Origin of the sequence: Pusillimonas noertemannii (assembly GCF_003096595.1) — a bacterium.
GTDB lineage: Bacteria > Pseudomonadota > Gammaproteobacteria > Burkholderiales > Burkholderiaceae_B > Pusillimonas > Pusillimonas noertemannii.
Map to the genome: position 1 here is coordinate 292,886 of NZ_QEKO01000004.1, position 17,103 is coordinate 309,988.

Genomic DNA, 17,103 nt, shown 5'->3' on the forward strand with positions numbered 1-17,103 from the left:
GAGGCGGGCTTCAACCAATCTTCTCGTGCCCGGACGCCTTGTGCTCGGAGCCGCTAATGGGTCTTTAAGCGCCGCCCTGCCCGCCCGATTCAGGATAGTGCACATCGAGAATATCCAGCTCGTCCACCCCCGCCGGGGTGCGCAGGGTAACCGTATCGCCCTCGCGAGCCTTGGTCAGCGCCCGGGCCACCGGCGAGATCCAGCTGATGCGTCCCTGCAGCGGCTCGGACTCGTCCACGCCCACGATGGTGACGCGAAACTCTTCGCCCGCCTTGTCGGAATACAGCACCGTGGCGCCGAAAAAGACCTGGTCTTTGTTGGGTTGCAGGGAAGGATCGACCACCTCGGCCAATTCGAGCCGCTTGGTCAGGAAGCGGATGCGGCGGTCGATTTCGCGCAGGCGTTTCTTGCCGTACAGATAATCGCCATTCTCGGAGCGGTCGCCATTGGAGGCCGCCCACGACACCACCTGCACCACCGAAGGCCGCTCTTCGTTCATCAACTGCTCGAGCTCAGCGCGCAGGCGCGCATAGCCCTGGGTGGTGATGTAGTTCTTGGTACCCGGCGGCAAGGGGGCCGCCTCGGGTGCAAGGTCGTCATCATCGTCGTTGTCCGACTCTTTGACAAAGGCTTTGTTCATGGCGCAATACGAATCAGAAACAAACGCCGCCGGCCCATGCCGGCGCATAAGGCTATTCTATCAATTGGCGCATGGCGCGGCGCACGGCGGCGGGGTAATGGGCGTGCCTGCTGCAATAGAACGCTGGAAGCTCGACCACCGAATGCGCCCGCATGCACCAGGCCACGCGATTCGGAGGCAAGGCGTGTACCGTCTTCACGACAACGCCGTGCCTGTCCAGGAAGACAACGTCGATGGCCCGCCCCATGCCCACCGTATGGATAGCTCGGCAGGGTCGCAGCCACAGGCCCTCATGCAGGCCCGTTCGGCGAAACAGGAATAGCCCCGCGGCGCGTCTCCAGAAAGACCCGGCAAGCTGCAAGCGCAACGGAACAACTGTTCCATGCCCCCGGCCCGCGCAATGGTATGCGATGCGTTGGCCGCAGCGACCGGTCCGGGCGGTGTGCGCTTTGCCTGCAAGGCCTCTTGCCTGCCCCGCCGCCGCGAGCCCCGCCCCGCATCGCAGGAAAATGAGCGGGAACATGGCTACATGGCCTCGAACAGCTTGGCGGCTATCGGAAAGCCGATGATCAGAAAGGTGCAGGGAAATATGCAGCACACCAGTGGAAACAGCATTTTCACGGGTGCTTCGAGCGCCAGCTTTTCGGCGCGCAGAAAGCGTTCGTTGCGCCGCTGCTCCGACTGCGCGCGCAGCAAGGGACCCAGGTTCATGCCCAGTTGGTCAGCCTGCCCCAAGGCCGTCACCAGTTGCTGTACTGCCTCCAGCCCTGTGCGCCGGGCCAATTGGCCCAAAGCCTCTTGGCGCACCACTCCGGCACGCATGTCCGCCAGGCTGCGCCGCAGCTCATCGCGCAAGGGGCCGGGGGGCCCGTGGCAGGCCGCTTCCTGCAAAGCGCCCTGCAGGCTCAGGCCGGCCTCGACACACAAGGTGGCCATGTCGAGCAGGAACGGAAACTCTCTTTGCATGTGGCGTCTTCGCTGCACACCCAGTCGCGCCAAAGCACGCCAGGGCAGCCAGGCGGCCAGGCCCGCCGACAGGACAGGCACGATCACCCGGCCCGTTTCGAATTGCACGAAGGCCATGCTGGCCGCAATGGCCGAGGCACCCGCCAGGCCCGCCATGATCTGCATGGCAGCAAGATGCTCAGGCTTCCAAGAGGCGTCAAGCCCCGCCTGCTGGACCAGCCGCCCGATAGCTCCTCGGGCCCGCCACGAAAGCCACGGCGCCACTGCAACAGCCAGCACCTCGATCCATGGCCACGCAAGGCGAAGCACGACATGGCGTATATGACCGGGCACGGCCCGGGCTCTTCCGGCCGGCCGCATCAGCAGCCACACCAGGCAATGCAGCGACAGACCCGCCAGTGCGCAACTCAGCCAGAACAGCATCTCTTTCCCCTTGGCCTATACCTGTATATCGACAATGCGGCGTATCAGCGCAATGCCCGCAAGCTCGAGCACCGCCACCACTGCCAACACGGCCCAGCCCGCCGGCGTATGCCACAGCAAGGCCATGGACTGCGGATCGAGATGATCGAGCACCAGGGCCAGCGCCAGCGGCAGGCAGGCCATGATCCAGGCCTGCAGGCGCCCTTGGGAAGTCAGGGCGGCCACACGCGCGCGCAGCTGGGTCCGGGCCCGAAGCGTCGCCGCGATGCGCTCCAGCGTTTCGGCCAGATTTCCTCCGTTGCCCAGGGCAATGCTCAAGGACGAAACGACCAGGCCCGTACCTTCGCTGGGCATGCGCTCCTGGAGATTGGCCAGGGCTTGTTCAAGAGGTACGCCCATGCGCTGCTCGCGCAGCACCAGGCCGAACTCTTGTGAAAGCGGCACCGGCGCCTGGGGAACGATGTGATGCAAGGCCGCCTGCACGCTCGATCCGGCCCGCAGCGCGCCTGAAAGCGACAACAGCAGATCGGGCAACTGTTCGTCGAAGCGGGACTGGCGCCTTCTGCGCAGATGGCCCAGGGCCCAGCGAGGGGCCGCCAGGACGACCCCGGCGGCGGCCAGGGCCAGGCCCGGCGAAGCGCTTGCCACCACGACGACGACGACGAAGACCACCCCGCAGGCAAGCAGATTGGCTTGCCACAGGCTGGCCGGATCCAGGAACAGGAAGAACTCGCCCAGGCGGTTCTGGGCCGTGCGCGTATAGGCCTTGCGATAGCGGACGAGGCCCTGTGGCAGCCAGCGCTGCATCAGCCAGGCCACCATGACCCCTGCTACCAGCACGCCGGCAAGGAATACCAGGATCATGGGCGGTGGCCTTCCAAGGTGCTGGACATGGCTTCGCCGGTATCGCGCCTTGCATGAACCGCATCGTCGACAGCCTGATCGCCCGGAAGCGACTCGTGCCGGGTGGCGGCGCAGGCCGACTGAAAGCTTGCCGCCGCATTGGGAACGACATGGCGCCGCGTGAACAACGACGCATCCAGGCCATCGAAGCGCCCGCCCGCGCGTGCCATGAAGTCGGGGACGACACCGCAGCCCACGAAGGCCGCGGGCGGCCCGGCGTGATAGTTGAACAGGGGCTGCAGCTGGATGCGGCCGCTTTCTATGCCCGTTACCTCGACAATGGCATCGATGTAGCGCCGCCCGTCGCCCGCGCGCACCTGCTGCACGATCAGGTCGATGCTGGCGCTGATATGTTCCCGCACGGCGGCAAGCGGCAGGTCCATGCCGGCCATGAGTATCATGGTCTCGAGCCGGGCAAGCGCATCGCGCGGACTATTGGCGTGCAGCGTGGTCAACGAGCCTTCGTGTCCGGTGTTCATGGCGGCCAGCATGTCGAACGCTTCGCCGCCGCGGCACTCGCCCACCACGATGCGGTCGGGCCGCATGCGCAGCGCGTTGCGCACCAGGTCGCGGATCTCTATCGCTCCCCTGCCCTCGAGGTTGGGCGGCCGCGCCTCGAGCGTGACAAGGTGGGCGTGGTCGAGCTTGAGCTCGGCGGCGTCTTCGATGGTGACGATGCGCTCGGCCTCGGGTATGCAGTTGGACAGCACATTGAGCAGTGTCGTCTTGCCCGAGCCGGTGCCTCCAGACACCACGATGTTCTTGCGATGCTTCACGCAAGCCATCAGAAAGTCGCGCATGGCGCCATCGAGGGCGCCGACCCGCAGCAGATCGTCCATGCCGGGCCGATGGACGGGAAACTTGCGTATGGTCAGGCTGGCCCCGCGCAGTGCAATGGGCGGAATCACCGCATTCACCCGCGAGCCGTCGCGCAGGCGCGCATCGACCATGGGAGAGCTTTCGTCGATACGCCTGCCCAGCGGGGAAACGATGCGCTCTATCACGCCCAGCACCGCCTGCTCGCTGCTGAATCCGGATGCGTGGCGCCGCAGCCGCCCCGCCGTTTCGATAAATATTTCGTCGTGGCGATTGACCATGATTTCGGTAATGGCCGCATCGGCAAGCAGGGGTTCGAGCGGCCCGAGGCCGATGGCTTCGTCCACCACCTCGGCCAGCAGGGCTTCGCGGTCAATGCCGGCGGGCAGCGCGTGGTCTTCTTCGATGATGGCCGACAGCACCTGCCGGGCTTCGCTGCGCAGGGCCGTGTCGCTAAGGGTCACCACATCGCGGCGGCGCAGGTCCAGCGCCTTGAGCAAGGCCCTGTGCAGCCTGCGGCGATGCTGCAGGCGCAGCGCAAGTTCTTCGCCAGCCGTACCATCGTCAAGCCTGGCTGGCCCTCCATGGCCATGCTGATGCGATGCCGTCCCGAAAATAGCCAGCTGGGCTTCATCCAGACCTGACACGGCTTCTTGCGGCCTGCTCCGGGCCTCTGCGGATGTCCCGCCGGTTCCGCCGTGGGCCGTGAACTTTGGCGCCGCGTCGAGGGGAACACAGCGGCGTATCCGTATCAGGCACGGACCTATCAGTATCTCGTCTCCGGGCAGCAACGGCCCATGGTGCGTGATGCGCCGGCCGTTGACCAGCGTGCCGCCCAATGTGCCCAGGTCGTCGATGAAGGGCCCGTCGGAACCGCGCTCGATGCGCGCATGCCGCTTGCCCACTCTCCAGGCGGCGATATGCAGGCCGCAGCGCGGCGAGCGGCCGATATCCACCGGCAGTGCCACATTGCATTGGTCTATGGTGCCATCCTCGAATTTCAGTTCCAGCTCCAGCATGCAACTTACTCCTGATTGGCTTCTGGACCCCACTGCGACCCCGGGCCGGCATAGGGGTTCCAGCCGCTGTTTCCGCCAAGCGCCGCGGGCATTGTGTCGAGCGCACGAATGGGAACGTTCAGCACCTCGGGTGCACTGAACGTTGACTGCAGGATCTGACGCCCCTTGGATACCCGGGCCTGCAAGTCGGGATGATCGGCCGCCACCACGACAGGCGTCACGAATATGGCAAGCTCGGTTTCACTATGCTGGAAGCGCGTCGAGCTGAACAGGCGCCCCAGTATCGGCACATCGCCGAGGCCCGGTACCTTGCTGACGTTGCGCGATTCGTCTCGCGAGAGAAACCCCGCCATGACCAAGGTCTGCCCCGACCTGACATTGAATTCCGTCGAAGCCCGCCGCGTCTTGAGCGAAGGCCCGGTAGGCACGGACAATGCGCTGTCGATGGAACTGACCTCGACTTCGATGTGCGAGCGCACTGCGCCGTTGCGTTCGATCTGCGGCGTGATGCGCAGGGACACGCCATAAGGCTTGAATGCCGTACTCGTGTTGCCGTTCGCGTCCGTTGTAGAGTATGGGACTTCTCCGCCGGCAAGAAACTCGGCCGTTGCACCGCTGCGCGCCAACAATTGGGGCTGGGCCAGCACCACTGCCCTGCCGGTCTGCGCCATGGCGTTGATCCGGGCCGAAAGTAGCGCATTCACGCCGAAGTAGCCGGCGACGGCGGCGGCCGGGCCCGGTATGGGCATGGGCGATGGCTCGCCGGCCGAGCCGGGGCGCTCGTCCCAGCGACGCGTGCCGGCGTCCCAGGCCAGCCCGGCGAACATCCCGCCGTCGCTCTCGGCATTCCATCGCACTCCAAGCTCTTGAAGCTGCGTGCGAGGCACTTCGACCACCTGGACGTCGAGCAGCACCATGCGGTCCCAGCCGATCTGCCCGGTAAAGTCGACCAGTTGTGGATATCGCTGGCCAAGCTGGGCCAGGCGCTCGCGATCGGCGTCGGACAGATCGTCGCCCTCGACAATGAGCTTGTCGCCGACACTGGAAACGCGGGCGTTGGGAATGCGCTCGAGCACCGCGCGCAACTCTTGCTGAAGGCGACGGGCGCCTTCGGGTGCGACCTCGACATCGAAGCGCCGGCGCAGCCCGTCTTCGGACCACACCTGCAGCACCGTCGAGCCTTCACTCCGTGCAAAGACGATGACTTCTTTTTCTTCTGTCGTAATCGCGTTGATTACCTGACCATCCCCGACCGCTACCCTCGCCACGTCGGGAACCGCCAATACCTTCAGCTCGCCGACCTGAAGGCTTAGAAGCTGTTCGCCCGCCGCGCCCACGGGCCCAGCCTGCAGGCACGCAAGTGCAAGAAACACGGACAGGCCAAGGACTCGACGCGGCGGCACGCATGGACACAGGCAACAGAGGAAGAGATGAAGCATGCAGCCGCCTATGGCCTGTCGGATTGCGGGTCGGAATCGAGGCTCGACAGGCCCAAGTCGGGCCGGGCATTCAGCCAGGCGCTGACGAGCTCGGGAGCATGCGGCAGGTCGAACAAGCCAGCCACGGGCGCCGCATCGGAGGGTGGACGCGGGCTCGGCAACCGGCTTACAGGCCTGTCTCCGTAGATGACCGGTGCCGGCTCAGCCGCCCGAGGCGCTACAGGCGCTGAAGCGACGCCAAGCAGGCTGGCCAGGTCGCCCCGCGAGGCGCGCTGGGTGGACAGGGCGTCGTCCGAGCGGCGCAGCAGCGCGGTGATGGTTCCTCCTTGGCGCGCGGCAACGAGCTTGACGGCATCTTCGGGCGCGGTATCTAGCGTTACCGTCGAGTAGCCGTAGGCGCCGCCCTGTTCGGTTCCGTCGGTGGCCGTGCCTGTGGCCAGCACCAGCACGCCCTGCAGCAGCGGCGCCGTAATGCGTTTCCCTTGATGGTCGAACGAGACATACAGATCGATGAGGTCGCCGGGCTCGAGCAAGCCCGAAGCGGAATTGATGGCGTCGATGGGCATGGTGATGGCACGGCGACCCTCGCCCAGCCGGGCCGAGAACGGCAGGCCCTGCTCGGCGACCGCATGGGCGGCAAGCACGGCATCGCCCGCGCGCAGCGGCGTTTTCAGGAGGCGTCCTTCAAGCACGGCATAGGCCTCTGGCGCAACACTGTCGCTGGCTGCAAGGCCCGCCGGAAAGCTTCGCACGGCCAGATGGTCGCTGCTGAGGCGGATGCCGGCCGGCAGGTCGTAGGCGGCCACTACCCGCTGCACCGTGGGCACCCGCGCCTGAGCCTCGATCTGATGGATACGCCCCTGTATGTGCTGGCGCGCCGCCCACATGGCGACAAGACCCGCGCCCACGGCAATGGCCAGCATGATGCAGGAACGTCTATCGAGCGGCATGCGCATGGCGTCCTCCGGAAATTTCATTCAGATAGATTGACCAGGACAGCGTCCGCGCCGCCCAGGGCGGCATGAACGGGAAATACGTCGATGCGCGGGCCGGCTGGCCGTACGCCGGCGGAGCGTGCTGTCCAGCTGTGCGCGCCCGTGCGCTGCCATCGCGACTCGGCCAGGCGACGGTCCAGCGCTTCGACAAACACATCGAAAGATCGATGAGGTATGTGAACGCTTTGCAGCATCGGCCTGCCGTCCGCCGAGGAAGCCTGGCTGAACACAAAGCGCGCGTTCTGGGCAAGCCAGGAAGCCAGAAAACCCTGTCCCGCAGCCTTTGGCCCGGAAGCGGCATCGAGCGGCAATGCCGAGACCATGCCCCGGACCAGCCCATGCCGCGCCTCGAGCTGCGCAACCCAGTGGAGACCGGCATCGACTCCGGACAACAGGATGGCCCCCGGCAAAGTGGTGATTCTTTGAAAGCGCTTTTCGTGTCGCGCCATGAGCCTGGCCGCCTGTTCGAGAGGCAGCGCCGCCACGAAGCTTCGGGTACTGACCGGCAGGCCGGACAAATGCATTTCGATCGGTTCAAACCAGGTGAAGGCCGATGTCGCGGCATGCGGAAAAGACAGGCGGCTATCGACCGACCCAAACGCGTGAGATGGGATAAGAAGGGCCGTCGCCATGGTCAAGACCACAATGAGCCGACGGGCCGCGAGTTGACGCTGGCCCCTACAGACACCGCAAATACTGAGAATGGCACTGGCATGATGGTTCACGAACGACCTCCTGTGGGAAGACCCATTGCTCTTGCTCCGAAACGAATGCTCAAGGCTGCTCGCCCGCAAAGAGATGCCGCCCAGGCACTTGGCCCGCCCAATCGCCAAGCCAGTCGAATGTGGGCCGGGGCCGGCTCCAGCCTGCATCCACGGGACTCATCAGGGAAGAAATCTGCCGGCCCAGACCATAAGCCTGCTGTGCCGGCTCGTTCCAGGCCAGGGCTGACCCTGCCACCCTTTGCTGCACCGAATCGTCATCCGAGGCATGTCCCGCCGCCGTCGCAATGGACGTATGACGCAATAGCTTCGGATAGGCCTGATCGAAGTCGCGCAGGGCAGACATGAAGCCGGCTTTTCCGCCTCCGTCGGCGCCTGGCGCCCCGGGAAGCTCGATCGCGACACGGGCATCGACGATGCCGGTATCGGCCAGTTTCCACTGACTGCGCAGCGTTGCCGCGAAAGCAACGTCTTGGCCAGGTTGTGCATGCGCGTCAAGCTGCGGCCCACGCTCGACTCCGAGCCGGACGTGCGCGCCACGGTCACTGAACAGCAGCTTGCCCTTTCGGTCGGCCCAGCGGTGAAGCGATGTGCCGAAAAAATGCCGCTGGACCATTTCGGCCGACACCGGCACGCCGCGTGCTTCGGCAAATGCGATATAGCGACTGGCATGCGTGGCCTGCAAGGCGATGTCCTGGAAACGACCGAGCCAGGCGATTGCCGCCCACACCAGCAACAAGGCGCTAAACGCAACCAGCGCCTCTGCCAGGGCTTGCCCTGCCTGTGCATGGCCTCGCAACCGCGAAAAAAGCAGTTTCCGTGCGCGAGGAGACCGGGCTTGCGCGGCTGACGCTTGCCTGTTCATGGCGCCTCCGCCCCGGACAAGGCCCGATCGCTGGAACGCAACCTTGCCTGCCAGAACGGGTGAAAGAGGTTGGCCCGTTCAAAGCTTCGGTCGGCCCTTTCTCCGGGCCTGGCGAAGAAGGTCTCGGCAGCGCTGCGCGTGGTGATGGTGATGCCTTCGGGTCCGGCGCGCCGCAGTCTCAGGCTGAAACCCATGGGTGCCGCAGAAGCGCCTTCGGCGACGTCGAAATAATCGGGCAAGCCCAGCGACCGCCAATGCGGCCTTGCCGCGACTGCGCGAGAGTTGGCCAGGGGATTGGCATCGCCCGAGAAGATGTCCCAGTCGGTGGCCTCTTGCACCCATCGCCAGAAGTCCTGAGAGGAAAAATCGTCTGGAGGGTTCTCGACATGGGGTGAGTCGGTGCGCTGCTCGCGCGCGGTGGGGATCCAACCCCAGCCCATGGCGTATTCGCGAAAGTAACAACCTATCCAGCGATTGGAGCGCAAAGCATGGAAGGATTGCGTGTCGATGGACTGCCAGACACCGGTTTGGTCGAGTTGTGTCTGCCCCCGGCGGCGAAGTTCGTGCCGCCGCGCAGGACAGCGCGCCTGTACGGGCCAGGGGTTGCGCGCCGTATGGTTGCGCGGCGACAGAAAGTCGTAACGCCCCGCCACGTTACGGACGAACGATGCCAGGTGGCGGCCGCCGGCATGCAGCTGGATGGAGCCAGGCCAATCGTCGTGCTCGACTTCCAACGAGGAAGATTCACCGTGATAATGACGGCGCAACACCTGCTGCATGGCCTGGTACCGCGCCTGCGGCAGGGTGTTGACGATGTCGTGCTGGACTGCGCCCAAGACATGGTGCACGAGCCTGTCGTGCTCGGTATGCGCCAAGGCCAGCTTGCCGGGAGTTTGTGCCAACGACTCCAGGCCGTTCGCACTCTTGGCGGCGGCATAGGCAGACCCGTGCCCCGCGCCGAACAGCATGGCAATAAGATACACAGGAGGATTTCCCGTTGTGGCCTGGCGGGATTCGGCACCGCCCAGAAAGGCCCAGGTGCCCAATGTGACGAGGTGCGCCATGGCCACCTGGTGGCCCACTTGCGAGCGGTTCAGCAAGGCCAGCATGTTCAGGGCTCGCGCCTGCACCAGCGCCCCGCTGTAGGCCGCCGCGTCAAGTCCATGAAGCTGTCGTGCCTTGGCGGCTACCATCTGCCCGGTTGCAAAGTAGCGCACAAGCACCACAGAGGCAACGGCAGCCAGCAACATGCCCCAGACCAGTGCCTGGCCGCCCTGCTGCTGCGGGTTCATTGCCCCACCCCCGCGTTGCCGGTAAATGACTTAAGGCTTTTTGCCGCTGTCTGGCCCGCGGCCGTCTCGGAAGCGGCCTGCGCCGCCTGGCTTTGCGCGGTGCCGTCTTCGCCCGCCAGTTCACGTGCCATGGCTGCTGTCTGGGAGCGCACGACCTGGCCGAACAACTGATACACGGCGATGGCCGCCACGGCGACAAGGGCCACGATAATGATGTATTCGGTCATGCCTTGGCCGCGCTGGCGCGGATGGGCTTGCTGCATGGTCGCCTCCTTTGTCCGGTCGTGGACAAAGTCTCGCTTCCGCCCGCCAAAGGCACAATTCGCAGATACCGACACGGACCAAATCGCGCAGCCGCCTCGAAACTGCTCGAAGCCTCGAGCCGCGGCCCTGCCCCCGGGGGCACGAGCAATATGCCATGCCTGCCCCAGACCTCCACGCAAAAACACCGGGGCCGGCAAAGCCGGCCCCGGTGTTTTATGGGCTGGAACTACTGGATCAGCCGAACCTTACTTCGTCGACCTTTGCACGGCATCGCCGGCCGCGGAAATGTCTTCACCGGCGCCGCGCACGGTGTTGGTGCAGCCCGCCGCCGCCAGGCAACCCAGGATCAGCAAGGACGACACAATTTTTTTTATAAGCATGGTGAACTCCTTAAAGGAAAAGACTGCTGTGCAACAGAAGTACGGAATTATTTGCTGGAATCGGCATAGCGCTTGGCGCTGTCCAGGATTTCCTTGCGGGCCTCGTCGGCGTCGCCCCAGCCCTTTACCTTCACCCACTTGCCTTTTTCAAGGTCTTTGTAGTGCTCGAAAAAGTGCTGGATGCGGGCCAGGTCTTCTTCGGGCAGGTCTTGGGGCGACTTGATGTTGCGGTACGGCGGGTAGAGCTTGTCGACCGGCACCGCCAGCAGCTTGGCGTCGCCGCCCGCCTCGTCATCCATGTGCAGCACGCCGATGGCGCGGCAGCGCACGACGGCGCCAATCTGGATGGGAAAAGGCGCGACCACCAGCACGTCGGCCGGGTCGCCGTCGTCGGAGATGGTGTTGGGAATATAGCCGTAGTTGGCGGGGTAATGCATGGCGGCCAGCATGAAGCGGTCAACAAACACGGCGCCCGACTCTTTGTCGACCTCGTACTTGACGGGGTCGGAGTTCTGGGGAATTTCGACAATGACGTTGAATTCGTCGGGCAACTTGGCGCCGGCGGGGACGCGGTCTAGGCTCATGCTTTCACTACCTTGATAAAAATTGAATGGTCGGGGAAATCAGTCTCGGGGCTTGGATTCGGGCGGCTGCGAAGACACTGGCGCATGGCTGCGGGGTCGGTCGGAAGTCTGGCTCAGGTCGACGCCCGGAATCGGCGCGCTGTCGAAATATTCGTCCATGTCAGAGTCGCCGGACACCGGCACCGAGGCTGGCTGGGGCGGCGTACGGGGCTCGCCGGGCGAAGCGGACGGCAATGAGTCGTCGAAATAATCGGCGGCGCTGGCCGCAACCGGCGAAAACGGCTCGGCATCGATGGGCGCCGACATGGGCATGCTCTCGACATCGATCAGGGTGGGGTCGGCGCGGGTATCGGCGGCGGGCAGCACATTGCTGGTTTGCAGCACGGGCAGCACGCCCGCCACGCCCGAGGCCAGCCGCCAGTGCTTCATGGCGTCGGCTTCACGGCCAAGGCGGTCGTACAGGTTGCCCAGCAGCGCGTGGATGCGCACGTCGCTGCGTATCTTCATGCTGCGTAGCAGGTAGCGCTCGCCGGGGCCCCACAATTGGCCGGTCAGGCACAGGTTGCCCAGGGCCGCCAGCAGGTCGGAGTTTTGCGGGTCGTTCCTGAGCCAGACCTCGGCCTTGGCCAGGCGGCGCGCCACGTGTTCGGGCGGGCATTGCGAATAGGCGTTGAGCAGTCGGGACTCGAGCCTGACGTTGAGCGCGGCCTCGAGCACCTTGCCGGCGGCTTCGACATCGCCCTGCCGCTCGTGGAAAGCAGCCGCGGCCAGGGCCACCTCGGGCAGGGTTCTTTCGTCGGACTTGAGCTCGCCCCACACTGCCTTGAACTCGTCGGGGTCGGCTACGCCGCCCAGCCGCACGGCCGCCGCGCTTTCTATAAGGGGCAGGGCCTTGGATTTGTCGATGACGCCGCGGCGCAAAAGCGTGCGTGCCAGGTCGAACACGCGCTGGTGCTCGCCCAATTGGCGGTATGCCTTCAACAGCAGCTGGGCCGCGTGCGAATGCCTGGGGTTGCTGTCATACAGGGGCTGCAGCAGGGCCAGCGCCTCTTGGGGCCGGTTCTGCTCGAGCAGCATCTCGGCCGAGGCGGCCGCATGCGCTTCCTTCAGGCGGGTGTCGTTGCCGGCGGCCTGGCCGGCCAGGCGCAGGGCATCGTCGCGGCGCACATATTCGCCCAGATGATGGGAAGCCGTGGCCAGAGCCAGGCCCGCCAGCACCCGCGTGTTGGCGGACTTGCTGCGGCCCAGCAGCTTGGAAAGGCGCTGCTCGGCATCGGCATAGCGCCCTTCAAGCACGCTGATCCAGCCCGACTCGAGCAACTCGTGTTCTTTCTTGCGGCCGCGCAGGCCGCGCCACGAACGGAAGCGCTCGGGGCCCGAAACCAGCCAGGCGATCAGGCGCAGCGCCACATACAGCACCACGAAGGCGGCCAGCAGCAGCAGGACCGCAAATGTAAGCGAAAGCTCGATGCGCCAGGGCTGGGCAATGATCAACACATTGCCGCTGTGCTCGCGCAGCACCAGGGCCAGCGCCACGGCCAGGACCAGCAATACGCACATCCACAACCATGTTCTCATGGCTATGCTCCTGCCCGGCCGATGCGGGCCGAGGCGGCGGTAAGGTCGGCGTTGCGGGCGCTGGCGGGCTCGGAGCCGTCGGGTGCGGCCTCGTTGGCGGCCCCCTCTTGCTCGCCGGGGCCGGTGTCGTCGGCGGCGCCTTCACCCTGAGGCGCTTCGGCATCATCCTGGGCCGGGGCGCTTGGGGAAGCGCCCTCTTCTTCGATGTCGGCGGAGTTCTGGGACTTGGCGAGCTCTTCGCGCAAGGCCTGGATGGCGTTCTGGCTGTTGGCCACCGTGGGCAGCTCGACCTGGATCGAGGTGTCGGCCAGCTGCAGCGCCAGCCTCAAGGCACGATTGCCCTCGACCGAGTTGATGTCGTAGCGCGCCTGCAGCATCTGCACGACGGCCTTGGTTTCGGTGTTCCAGACGTCGGGCTGCTTCATCAGCAAGGCCAGCTGGGCTGTCATGAGCCGCAGGCGAAGCTTGTCGCGCAGGCTGCCGGCCTGCTCGGGAGACATCAGCAGGGCTGCGGCATCGTCGACCCGGCGCACATTGATAAAGCTGGCCAGGTCTTGCCTGATGTTCCACCAGGCCTGGCCGGACCAGTCGGCCACCGATGCGATGCAGCGCTTCCACCAGGGATCGGCGGGGTCGACACTGCTGGCGGCGGCCGGAGCCGCCCGCCGGGCCGGCGCCGGCGACGAAGCCACCGTGGGCGCGGCATCGTCGGGAATGAGCATGGGCGCCGTTTCAACCAGGCCGCCAAGTTCGTCGATGCGGCTCGAGAGGCGATTGATGTCTATGGTGCTGACCGCCCGAAGCCTTTCTACGTCGCCGTTGATGGCCTGCTGCAGCGAGGCCAGGCCGGGCCGGTTGGCGCGGGCAAGCTGCGCCTGGGCGGTTTCGAGCGCAATGATGGCATTGCTGACGTTGCCGCCCAGCAGCAGCTGCTGGTGGGCAATGGAAACCAGATGATCGACGTCGTTGACCAGCGCGATGTCGGCGCCGCTGTCGGTCATCATCTGCAGCGCCTGCTCGAGACTTTGCAGATGCTGCTGCGCCTCGCCCAGCGAGGCTTGCAGCCGCTCGATGCGCCCTGCCTGCTGCTGGGCCAGCTCCAGGGCTTGCGACGCCTGGCTGGAGGCGGCCTGCGCGGTCTGTGCGCTTTGCCTTGCCTGGCTGAGCAATGCGTCGCCGCGCTCGTGCATGACGCGGTGCTGGTACCAGACCGTGCCGGCAAGCGCCGCAATGATCAGCAGCACCACCAGGATGACGATGACGAGGACCGAACGACGGGAACGTTTGGCGGGGCGCGGCCCGGCCGGCGACGCAGCCTGCTTGTTGGCGGGTTTGTCGTGCTGCGTGGCGCTGCCGCTGCCGGACGTGTTGTCTGGTTTATTGTCTGTCATGGCGAAATTGTAATCCTTAGCACCCTTTCAGAGGGAAGCGAGCGATGTGACGGCCTGGAAGATGGCGTCGTCCCTTGGCGCACATATGGTAACCGCCAGGCTGCTATCCGTGCCACCGGGGACATCGAGCGAAGATTGTAAACGCCCCGCAATGCGCGGGTGTATCACCACGTAATGAAAGCCGGCGCAAGACGCCAGCAAGCCATGGCGGGCGGCATTGTCGACAAAGGCCTGGACGCCGTGGGCGCTGGTCAGCAGGCAGACCACTCCCTTTCCCGCCGCCACCGCCTCGCGCAGGCGCCGGGCCTGATGAGGCGGCCAGTCAAGCATGCGCCGCTCATAGGCCGCGTGGCGGACCACGCGCAGCCCGGCCTGTTCCAGGCGCTGGCCCAGCCACTCGCGCCCGGCCTGGCCTCGCACGATGAGCGCGTTGCGCAGACCCGCCACCCGAGGCTGCAACACTTTCCAGAGCGCTTCCGAATCCTGCTCTTCAGACTGTGCCGGAAGCACGACCTGGCCGGCCGGCACCAGGCCGGTCTGGGCGACGGCCTTGGCCGTGGCGGCTCCCACCGCTGCGACCAGCGTGTGCGCCGGCCATGCACCGGGCAAGCTGTCCGCCTGGGCCAGTTGCTGGAAATAGGAGGAAACGGCATTGCCCGACACGAATACGATCAGGTCCTGATCGCCCGGTCGGGGGACCAGGCCGCCTGGCTCCGCAACGGGAACGATGTCGAGCACGGGCATGACGAGGGGCTCCAGCCCCCGGTCGGCCAGGCGCTGCGCCAAGGGCTCGTTACGCCCTTGGGGGCGGGTAAGCACGACCAGCGCGTCGGCCAGGCCCGCCGTCATGTCCGCGGCCCGGCGCCTGTTGAGTGGTGAGCCATGTGCGTACCCATGCGACCCGTTCCGTGTTTAGGCCCTAGCCTGCGGCAGGGCCCTGGCCCGGCGGCGAGGAAGCGGGGTGGCCCGGCAGCAATGCGGCGAGAATTTCGCGGGCGCCCTGGTCGAGCAACTGGGCGGCCACCTGCCTGCCCAGTGCCTGAGCCTGCTCGGGCGCCCCCGAGGCCTGGGCGCGTATCACGGTTTTGCCATCGGGCTGGGCCACCAGCCCGCGCAGGTTCAAAACGCCGTCGCGCAGTTGGGCGTAAGCCGCTAGCGGCACCTGGCATGAGCCGCCCAGTTCGGCCGACACAGTGCGTTCGGCCAGGGTGCATAAAGACGATTCGGCGCATTCAAGCGGCGCCAGCCACTGGCGCAGGTCGGCACGCTCGGCCATGACTTCGATGCCCAGGGCGCCCTGCCCCGCCGACGGCAGGCTTTGCTCGGGACTGAGGTAGGCTCGGATGCGGGAAGCCAGGCCCAGCCGCTGCAAGCCGGCTGCAGCCAGGATGATGGCCGCATACTCGCCTCGGTCGAGCTTGCCGAGCCGGGTGTCGAGATTGCCGCGCAAGGGCTTTACCTCGAGATGGGGATACGAGGCCCTGATCTGCGCCTCGCGGCGCAGGCTGGAGGTTCCGACCACAGCCCCGGCGGGCAGCTTGGCCAGGTCGTCGACCTGCCCGGAGACCAGCGCATCGCGCGGGTCTTCGCGCTGCATGACGGCCGTCAGGGCAAAGGGCAGCGTCAGGTCGACGGGCACGTCTTTGAGCGAATGCACGGCCAGGTCGGCGCGCCCATCGAGCAAGGCGGTTTCAAGCTCTTTGACGAACAGCCCCTTGCCACCCACCTTGGAAAGCGTGCGGTCGAGTATCTGGTCGCCCCGGGTGGTCATTTCAAGCAGGCTTACTTCGCATTGGGGATACAACTGCGCCAGCCTGCCGCGCACGTGCTCGGCCTGCCACAGGGCCAGGCGGCTGGCGCGCGTGGCGATGACCAGGCGCGACGGAGGCGACACGGGCTTAGCCTGCATAGTGGTTGACGACCAGGTAGGCGATGATGCCGATGATGGCCAGGACAAGCAGCCCCTTGAGCAGCGACATGCCCGAATCGGCGTCTTTCTTTTCGCCCGAAGTAGGTTTAAACAGTCCCATGAGTATCCACCTTTTTTGCAGTCATTCGTGCGGCCAGCCATTTTCCGCCCAATACGACCAGGGCGACGCCGACCACTTCCGCAGCTATTTTAGCGGCGGCGCTGGGCTCGCTGAATTGATTCACGACAAAGACATCGCTTATTACCATTCCGCCCGCAATCCAGCCCAGCAAGCCGGCGCCGAACAGCACCACCACCGGAAAGCGGTCGATCAGCTTGAGCACCAGGGTGCTGCCCCAGATGATGATCGGCACGCTCAGCAGGAGGCCGAACACGACATAGCCCAGTTGATGGTCCATGTGCGCGTTCTGCGCGGCGCCGGCGATGGCGATGACGTTGTCCAGGCTCATGATGAAATCGGCCACGAGTATGGTTTTAACGGCCGCCCACACTGACGAGCCCGCGGTGACGTTGCCATGATGGCCGTCGTCGGGCAGCAGCAGCTTTATGCCTATCCACAGCAGCAGCAAGCCGCCCGCCACCTTCAGGAAGGGAATGCCGAGCAGCGTCAGGGCAAAGGCAATGAGGGCCACGCGCATGACGATGGCGCCCACCGTTCCCCAGAGAATGCCGCGGATGCGTTGCCGGTGCTCGAGCTTGCGGCAGGCCAGCGCGATGACCACGGCGTTGTCGCCGCCAAGCAGTATGTCGATCATGACGATCTGGAACAGCGCGCCCCAATGAAGGGTACTCAGAAATTCTGCCATCAGGTCTCCTGGTGACCAGGGTAAAAGCGTGAAACAGTATGGTATCGCAAGCCTGCGGGCCTTCTGCCCGCGACCGCGGCTGCCCAAGCG

General features: G+C 65.6%; 19 protein-coding genes. All 19 read right to left on the reverse strand.

Annotated elements, in window-relative coordinates; all coding sequences use genetic code 11:
- Positions 1-64: 64 nt before the first annotated feature.
- The 19 genes from greB to C7440_RS14715 all read right to left on the reverse strand — a co-directional run bounded on the left by greB (position 65) and on the right by C7440_RS14715 (position 17,013).
- Entirely contained in the window at positions 65-640 is a 576-nt protein-coding gene (gene greB / locus C7440_RS14630) for a transcription elongation factor GreB (RefSeq protein WP_116519131.1), read from the reverse strand.
- 52 nt (positions 641-692) lie between these two features.
- Positions 693-1,007 (reverse strand): DUF192 domain-containing protein, encoded by a 315-nt coding sequence (locus C7440_RS14635; protein WP_165832601.1) that lies wholly within the window; start codon positions 1,005-1,007, stop codon positions 693-695.
- 158 nt (positions 1,008-1,165) lie between these two features.
- Positions 1,166-2,029: a type II secretion system F family protein gene (locus C7440_RS14640; protein ID WP_116519039.1), complete on the reverse strand. Its 864-nt coding sequence runs from the start codon at positions 2,027-2,029 to the stop codon at positions 1,166-1,168.
- Between the two features lie 15 nt (positions 2,030-2,044).
- Complete coding sequence (locus C7440_RS14645; RefSeq protein ID WP_116519040.1) at positions 2,045-2,893, reverse strand: type II secretion system F family protein; 849 nt, start codon at positions 2,891-2,893, stop codon at positions 2,045-2,047.
- Positions 2,890-4,767, reverse strand: coding sequence for a TadA family conjugal transfer-associated ATPase (locus tag C7440_RS14650; RefSeq protein WP_116519041.1), 1,878 nt, complete (start codon positions 4,765-4,767; stop codon positions 2,890-2,892). Before C7440_RS14650 ends, C7440_RS14645 begins: the two co-directional genes overlap by 4 nt.
- A gap of 5 nt (positions 4,768-4,772) precedes the next feature.
- Positions 4,773-6,206 carry a type II and III secretion system protein family protein gene (locus C7440_RS14655; RefSeq protein ID WP_371743495.1) on the reverse strand — a complete coding sequence of 478 codons (1,434 nt, stop codon included), beginning with the start codon at positions 6,204-6,206 and terminating at the stop codon, positions 4,773-4,775.
- 8 nt (positions 6,207-6,214) lie between these two features.
- Positions 6,215-7,183, reverse strand: coding sequence for a Flp pilus assembly protein CpaB (gene cpaB / locus C7440_RS14660; protein ID WP_243410929.1), 969 nt, complete (start codon positions 7,181-7,183; stop codon positions 6,215-6,217).
- On the reverse strand, positions 7,180-7,833 hold the full coding sequence (locus C7440_RS14665; protein ID WP_133244296.1) for a hypothetical protein: 654 nt from the start codon (positions 7,831-7,833) through the stop codon (positions 7,180-7,182). The genes cpaB and C7440_RS14665 overlap by 4 nt, the downstream gene beginning before the upstream one ends.
- Positions 7,834-7,975: 142 nt before the next feature.
- Positions 7,976-8,788: a hypothetical protein gene (locus C7440_RS14670; RefSeq protein ID WP_133244297.1), complete on the reverse strand. Its 813-nt coding sequence runs from the start codon at positions 8,786-8,788 to the stop codon at positions 7,976-7,978.
- Positions 8,785-10,080 carry a hypothetical protein gene (locus C7440_RS14675; RefSeq protein ID WP_116519046.1) on the reverse strand — a complete coding sequence of 432 codons (1,296 nt, stop codon included), beginning with the start codon at positions 10,078-10,080 and terminating at the stop codon, positions 8,785-8,787. Before C7440_RS14675 ends, C7440_RS14670 begins: the two co-directional genes overlap by 4 nt.
- Positions 10,077-10,343: a hypothetical protein gene (locus tag C7440_RS14680; RefSeq protein WP_116519047.1), complete on the reverse strand. Its 267-nt coding sequence runs from the start codon at positions 10,341-10,343 to the stop codon at positions 10,077-10,079. Before C7440_RS14680 ends, C7440_RS14675 begins: the two co-directional genes overlap by 4 nt.
- A gap of 246 nt (positions 10,344-10,589) precedes the next feature.
- The gene (locus tag C7440_RS14685) at positions 10,590-10,724 is read right to left on the reverse strand and encodes an entericidin A/B family lipoprotein (protein WP_017523250.1); all 135 of its coding nucleotides are present in this window, start codon (positions 10,722-10,724) and stop codon (positions 10,590-10,592) included.
- A 47-nt stretch (positions 10,725-10,771) separates the two neighbouring features.
- Positions 10,772-11,308: an inorganic diphosphatase gene (ppa, locus tag C7440_RS14690; RefSeq protein WP_017523249.1), complete on the reverse strand. Its 537-nt coding sequence runs from the start codon at positions 11,306-11,308 to the stop codon at positions 10,772-10,774.
- 39 nt (positions 11,309-11,347) lie between these two features.
- The gene (locus C7440_RS14695) at positions 11,348-12,886 is read right to left on the reverse strand and encodes a heme biosynthesis HemY N-terminal domain-containing protein (protein ID WP_116519048.1); all 1,539 of its coding nucleotides are present in this window, start codon (positions 12,884-12,886) and stop codon (positions 11,348-11,350) included.
- A 2-nt stretch (positions 12,887-12,888) separates the two neighbouring features.
- Positions 12,889-14,277, reverse strand: coding sequence for a uroporphyrinogen-III C-methyltransferase (locus C7440_RS14700; RefSeq protein WP_116519049.1), 1,389 nt, complete (start codon positions 14,275-14,277; stop codon positions 12,889-12,891).
- 27 nt (positions 14,278-14,304) lie between these two features.
- Positions 14,305-15,126: a uroporphyrinogen-III synthase gene (locus C7440_RS14705; protein WP_116519050.1), complete on the reverse strand. Its 822-nt coding sequence runs from the start codon at positions 15,124-15,126 to the stop codon at positions 14,305-14,307.
- A gap of 70 nt (positions 15,127-15,196) precedes the next feature.
- Positions 15,197-16,186, reverse strand: a complete 990-nt coding sequence (gene hemC / locus C7440_RS14710; RefSeq protein ID WP_116519051.1) for a hydroxymethylbilane synthase — start codon at positions 16,184-16,186, stop codon at positions 15,197-15,199.
- Entirely contained in the window at positions 16,176-16,307 is a 132-nt protein-coding gene (locus C7440_RS20200) for a hypothetical protein (RefSeq protein ID WP_017523244.1), read from the reverse strand. The genes hemC and C7440_RS20200 overlap by 11 nt, the downstream gene beginning before the upstream one ends.
- On the reverse strand, positions 16,294-17,013 hold the full coding sequence (locus C7440_RS14715; protein WP_116519052.1) for a TerC family protein: 720 nt from the start codon (positions 17,011-17,013) through the stop codon (positions 16,294-16,296). The genes C7440_RS20200 and C7440_RS14715 overlap by 14 nt, the downstream gene beginning before the upstream one ends.
- Between the last annotated feature and the right edge of the window lie 90 nt (positions 17,014-17,103).

Bases quoted from the DNA above. Each gene is read 5' to 3' on its own strand.
- C7440_RS14650 (WP_116519041.1), bottom strand. From the start codon at position 4,767: ATGCTGGAGCTGGAACTGAAATTCGAGGATGGCACCATAGACCAATGC.
- C7440_RS14655 (WP_371743495.1), bottom strand. From the start codon at position 6,206: ATGCTTCATCTCTTCCTCTGTTGCCTGTGTCCATGCGTGCCGCCGCGT.
- C7440_RS14665 (WP_133244296.1), bottom strand. From the start codon at position 7,833: ATGGCGACGGCCCTTCTTATCCCATCTCACGCGTTTGGGTCGGTCGAT.
- greB (WP_116519131.1), bottom strand. From the start codon at position 640: ATGAACAAAGCCTTTGTCAAAGAGTCGGACAACGACGATGATGACGAC.
- C7440_RS14670 (WP_133244297.1), bottom strand. From the start codon at position 8,788: ATGAACAGGCAAGCGTCAGCCGCGCAAGCCCGGTCTCCTCGCGCACGG.
- C7440_RS20200 (WP_017523244.1), bottom strand. From the start codon at position 16,307: ATGGGACTGTTTAAACCTACTTCGGGCGAAAAGAAAGACGCCGATTCG.
- C7440_RS14700 (WP_116519049.1), bottom strand. From the start codon at position 14,277: ATGACAGACAATAAACCAGACAACACGTCCGGCAGCGGCAGCGCCACG.
- cpaB (WP_243410929.1), bottom strand. From the start codon at position 7,183: ATGAAATTTCCGGAGGACGCCATGCGCATGCCGCTCGATAGACGTTCC.
- C7440_RS14695 (WP_116519048.1), bottom strand. From the start codon at position 12,886: ATGAGAACATGGTTGTGGATGTGCGTATTGCTGGTCCTGGCCGTGGCG.
- hemC (WP_116519051.1), bottom strand. From the start codon at position 16,186: ATGCAGGCTAAGCCCGTGTCGCCTCCGTCGCGCCTGGTCATCGCCACG.
- C7440_RS14675 (WP_116519046.1), bottom strand. From the start codon at position 10,080: ATGAACCCGCAGCAGCAGGGCGGCCAGGCACTGGTCTGGGGCATGTTG.
- C7440_RS14645 (WP_116519040.1), bottom strand. From the start codon at position 2,893: ATGATCCTGGTATTCCTTGCCGGCGTGCTGGTAGCAGGGGTCATGGTG.
- C7440_RS14715 (WP_116519052.1), bottom strand. From the start codon at position 17,013: ATGGCAGAATTTCTGAGTACCCTTCATTGGGGCGCGCTGTTCCAGATC.
- C7440_RS14685 (WP_017523250.1), bottom strand. From the start codon at position 10,724: ATGCTTATAAAAAAAATTGTGTCGTCCTTGCTGATCCTGGGTTGCCTG.
- C7440_RS14640 (WP_116519039.1), bottom strand. From the start codon at position 2,029: ATGCTGTTCTGGCTGAGTTGCGCACTGGCGGGTCTGTCGCTGCATTGC.
- C7440_RS14705 (WP_116519050.1), bottom strand. From the start codon at position 15,126: ATGACGGCGGGCCTGGCCGACGCGCTGGTCGTGCTTACCCGCCCCCAA.
- C7440_RS14680 (WP_116519047.1), bottom strand. From the start codon at position 10,343: ATGCAGCAAGCCCATCCGCGCCAGCGCGGCCAAGGCATGACCGAATAC.
- ppa (WP_017523249.1), bottom strand. From the start codon at position 11,308: ATGAGCCTAGACCGCGTCCCCGCCGGCGCCAAGTTGCCCGACGAATTC.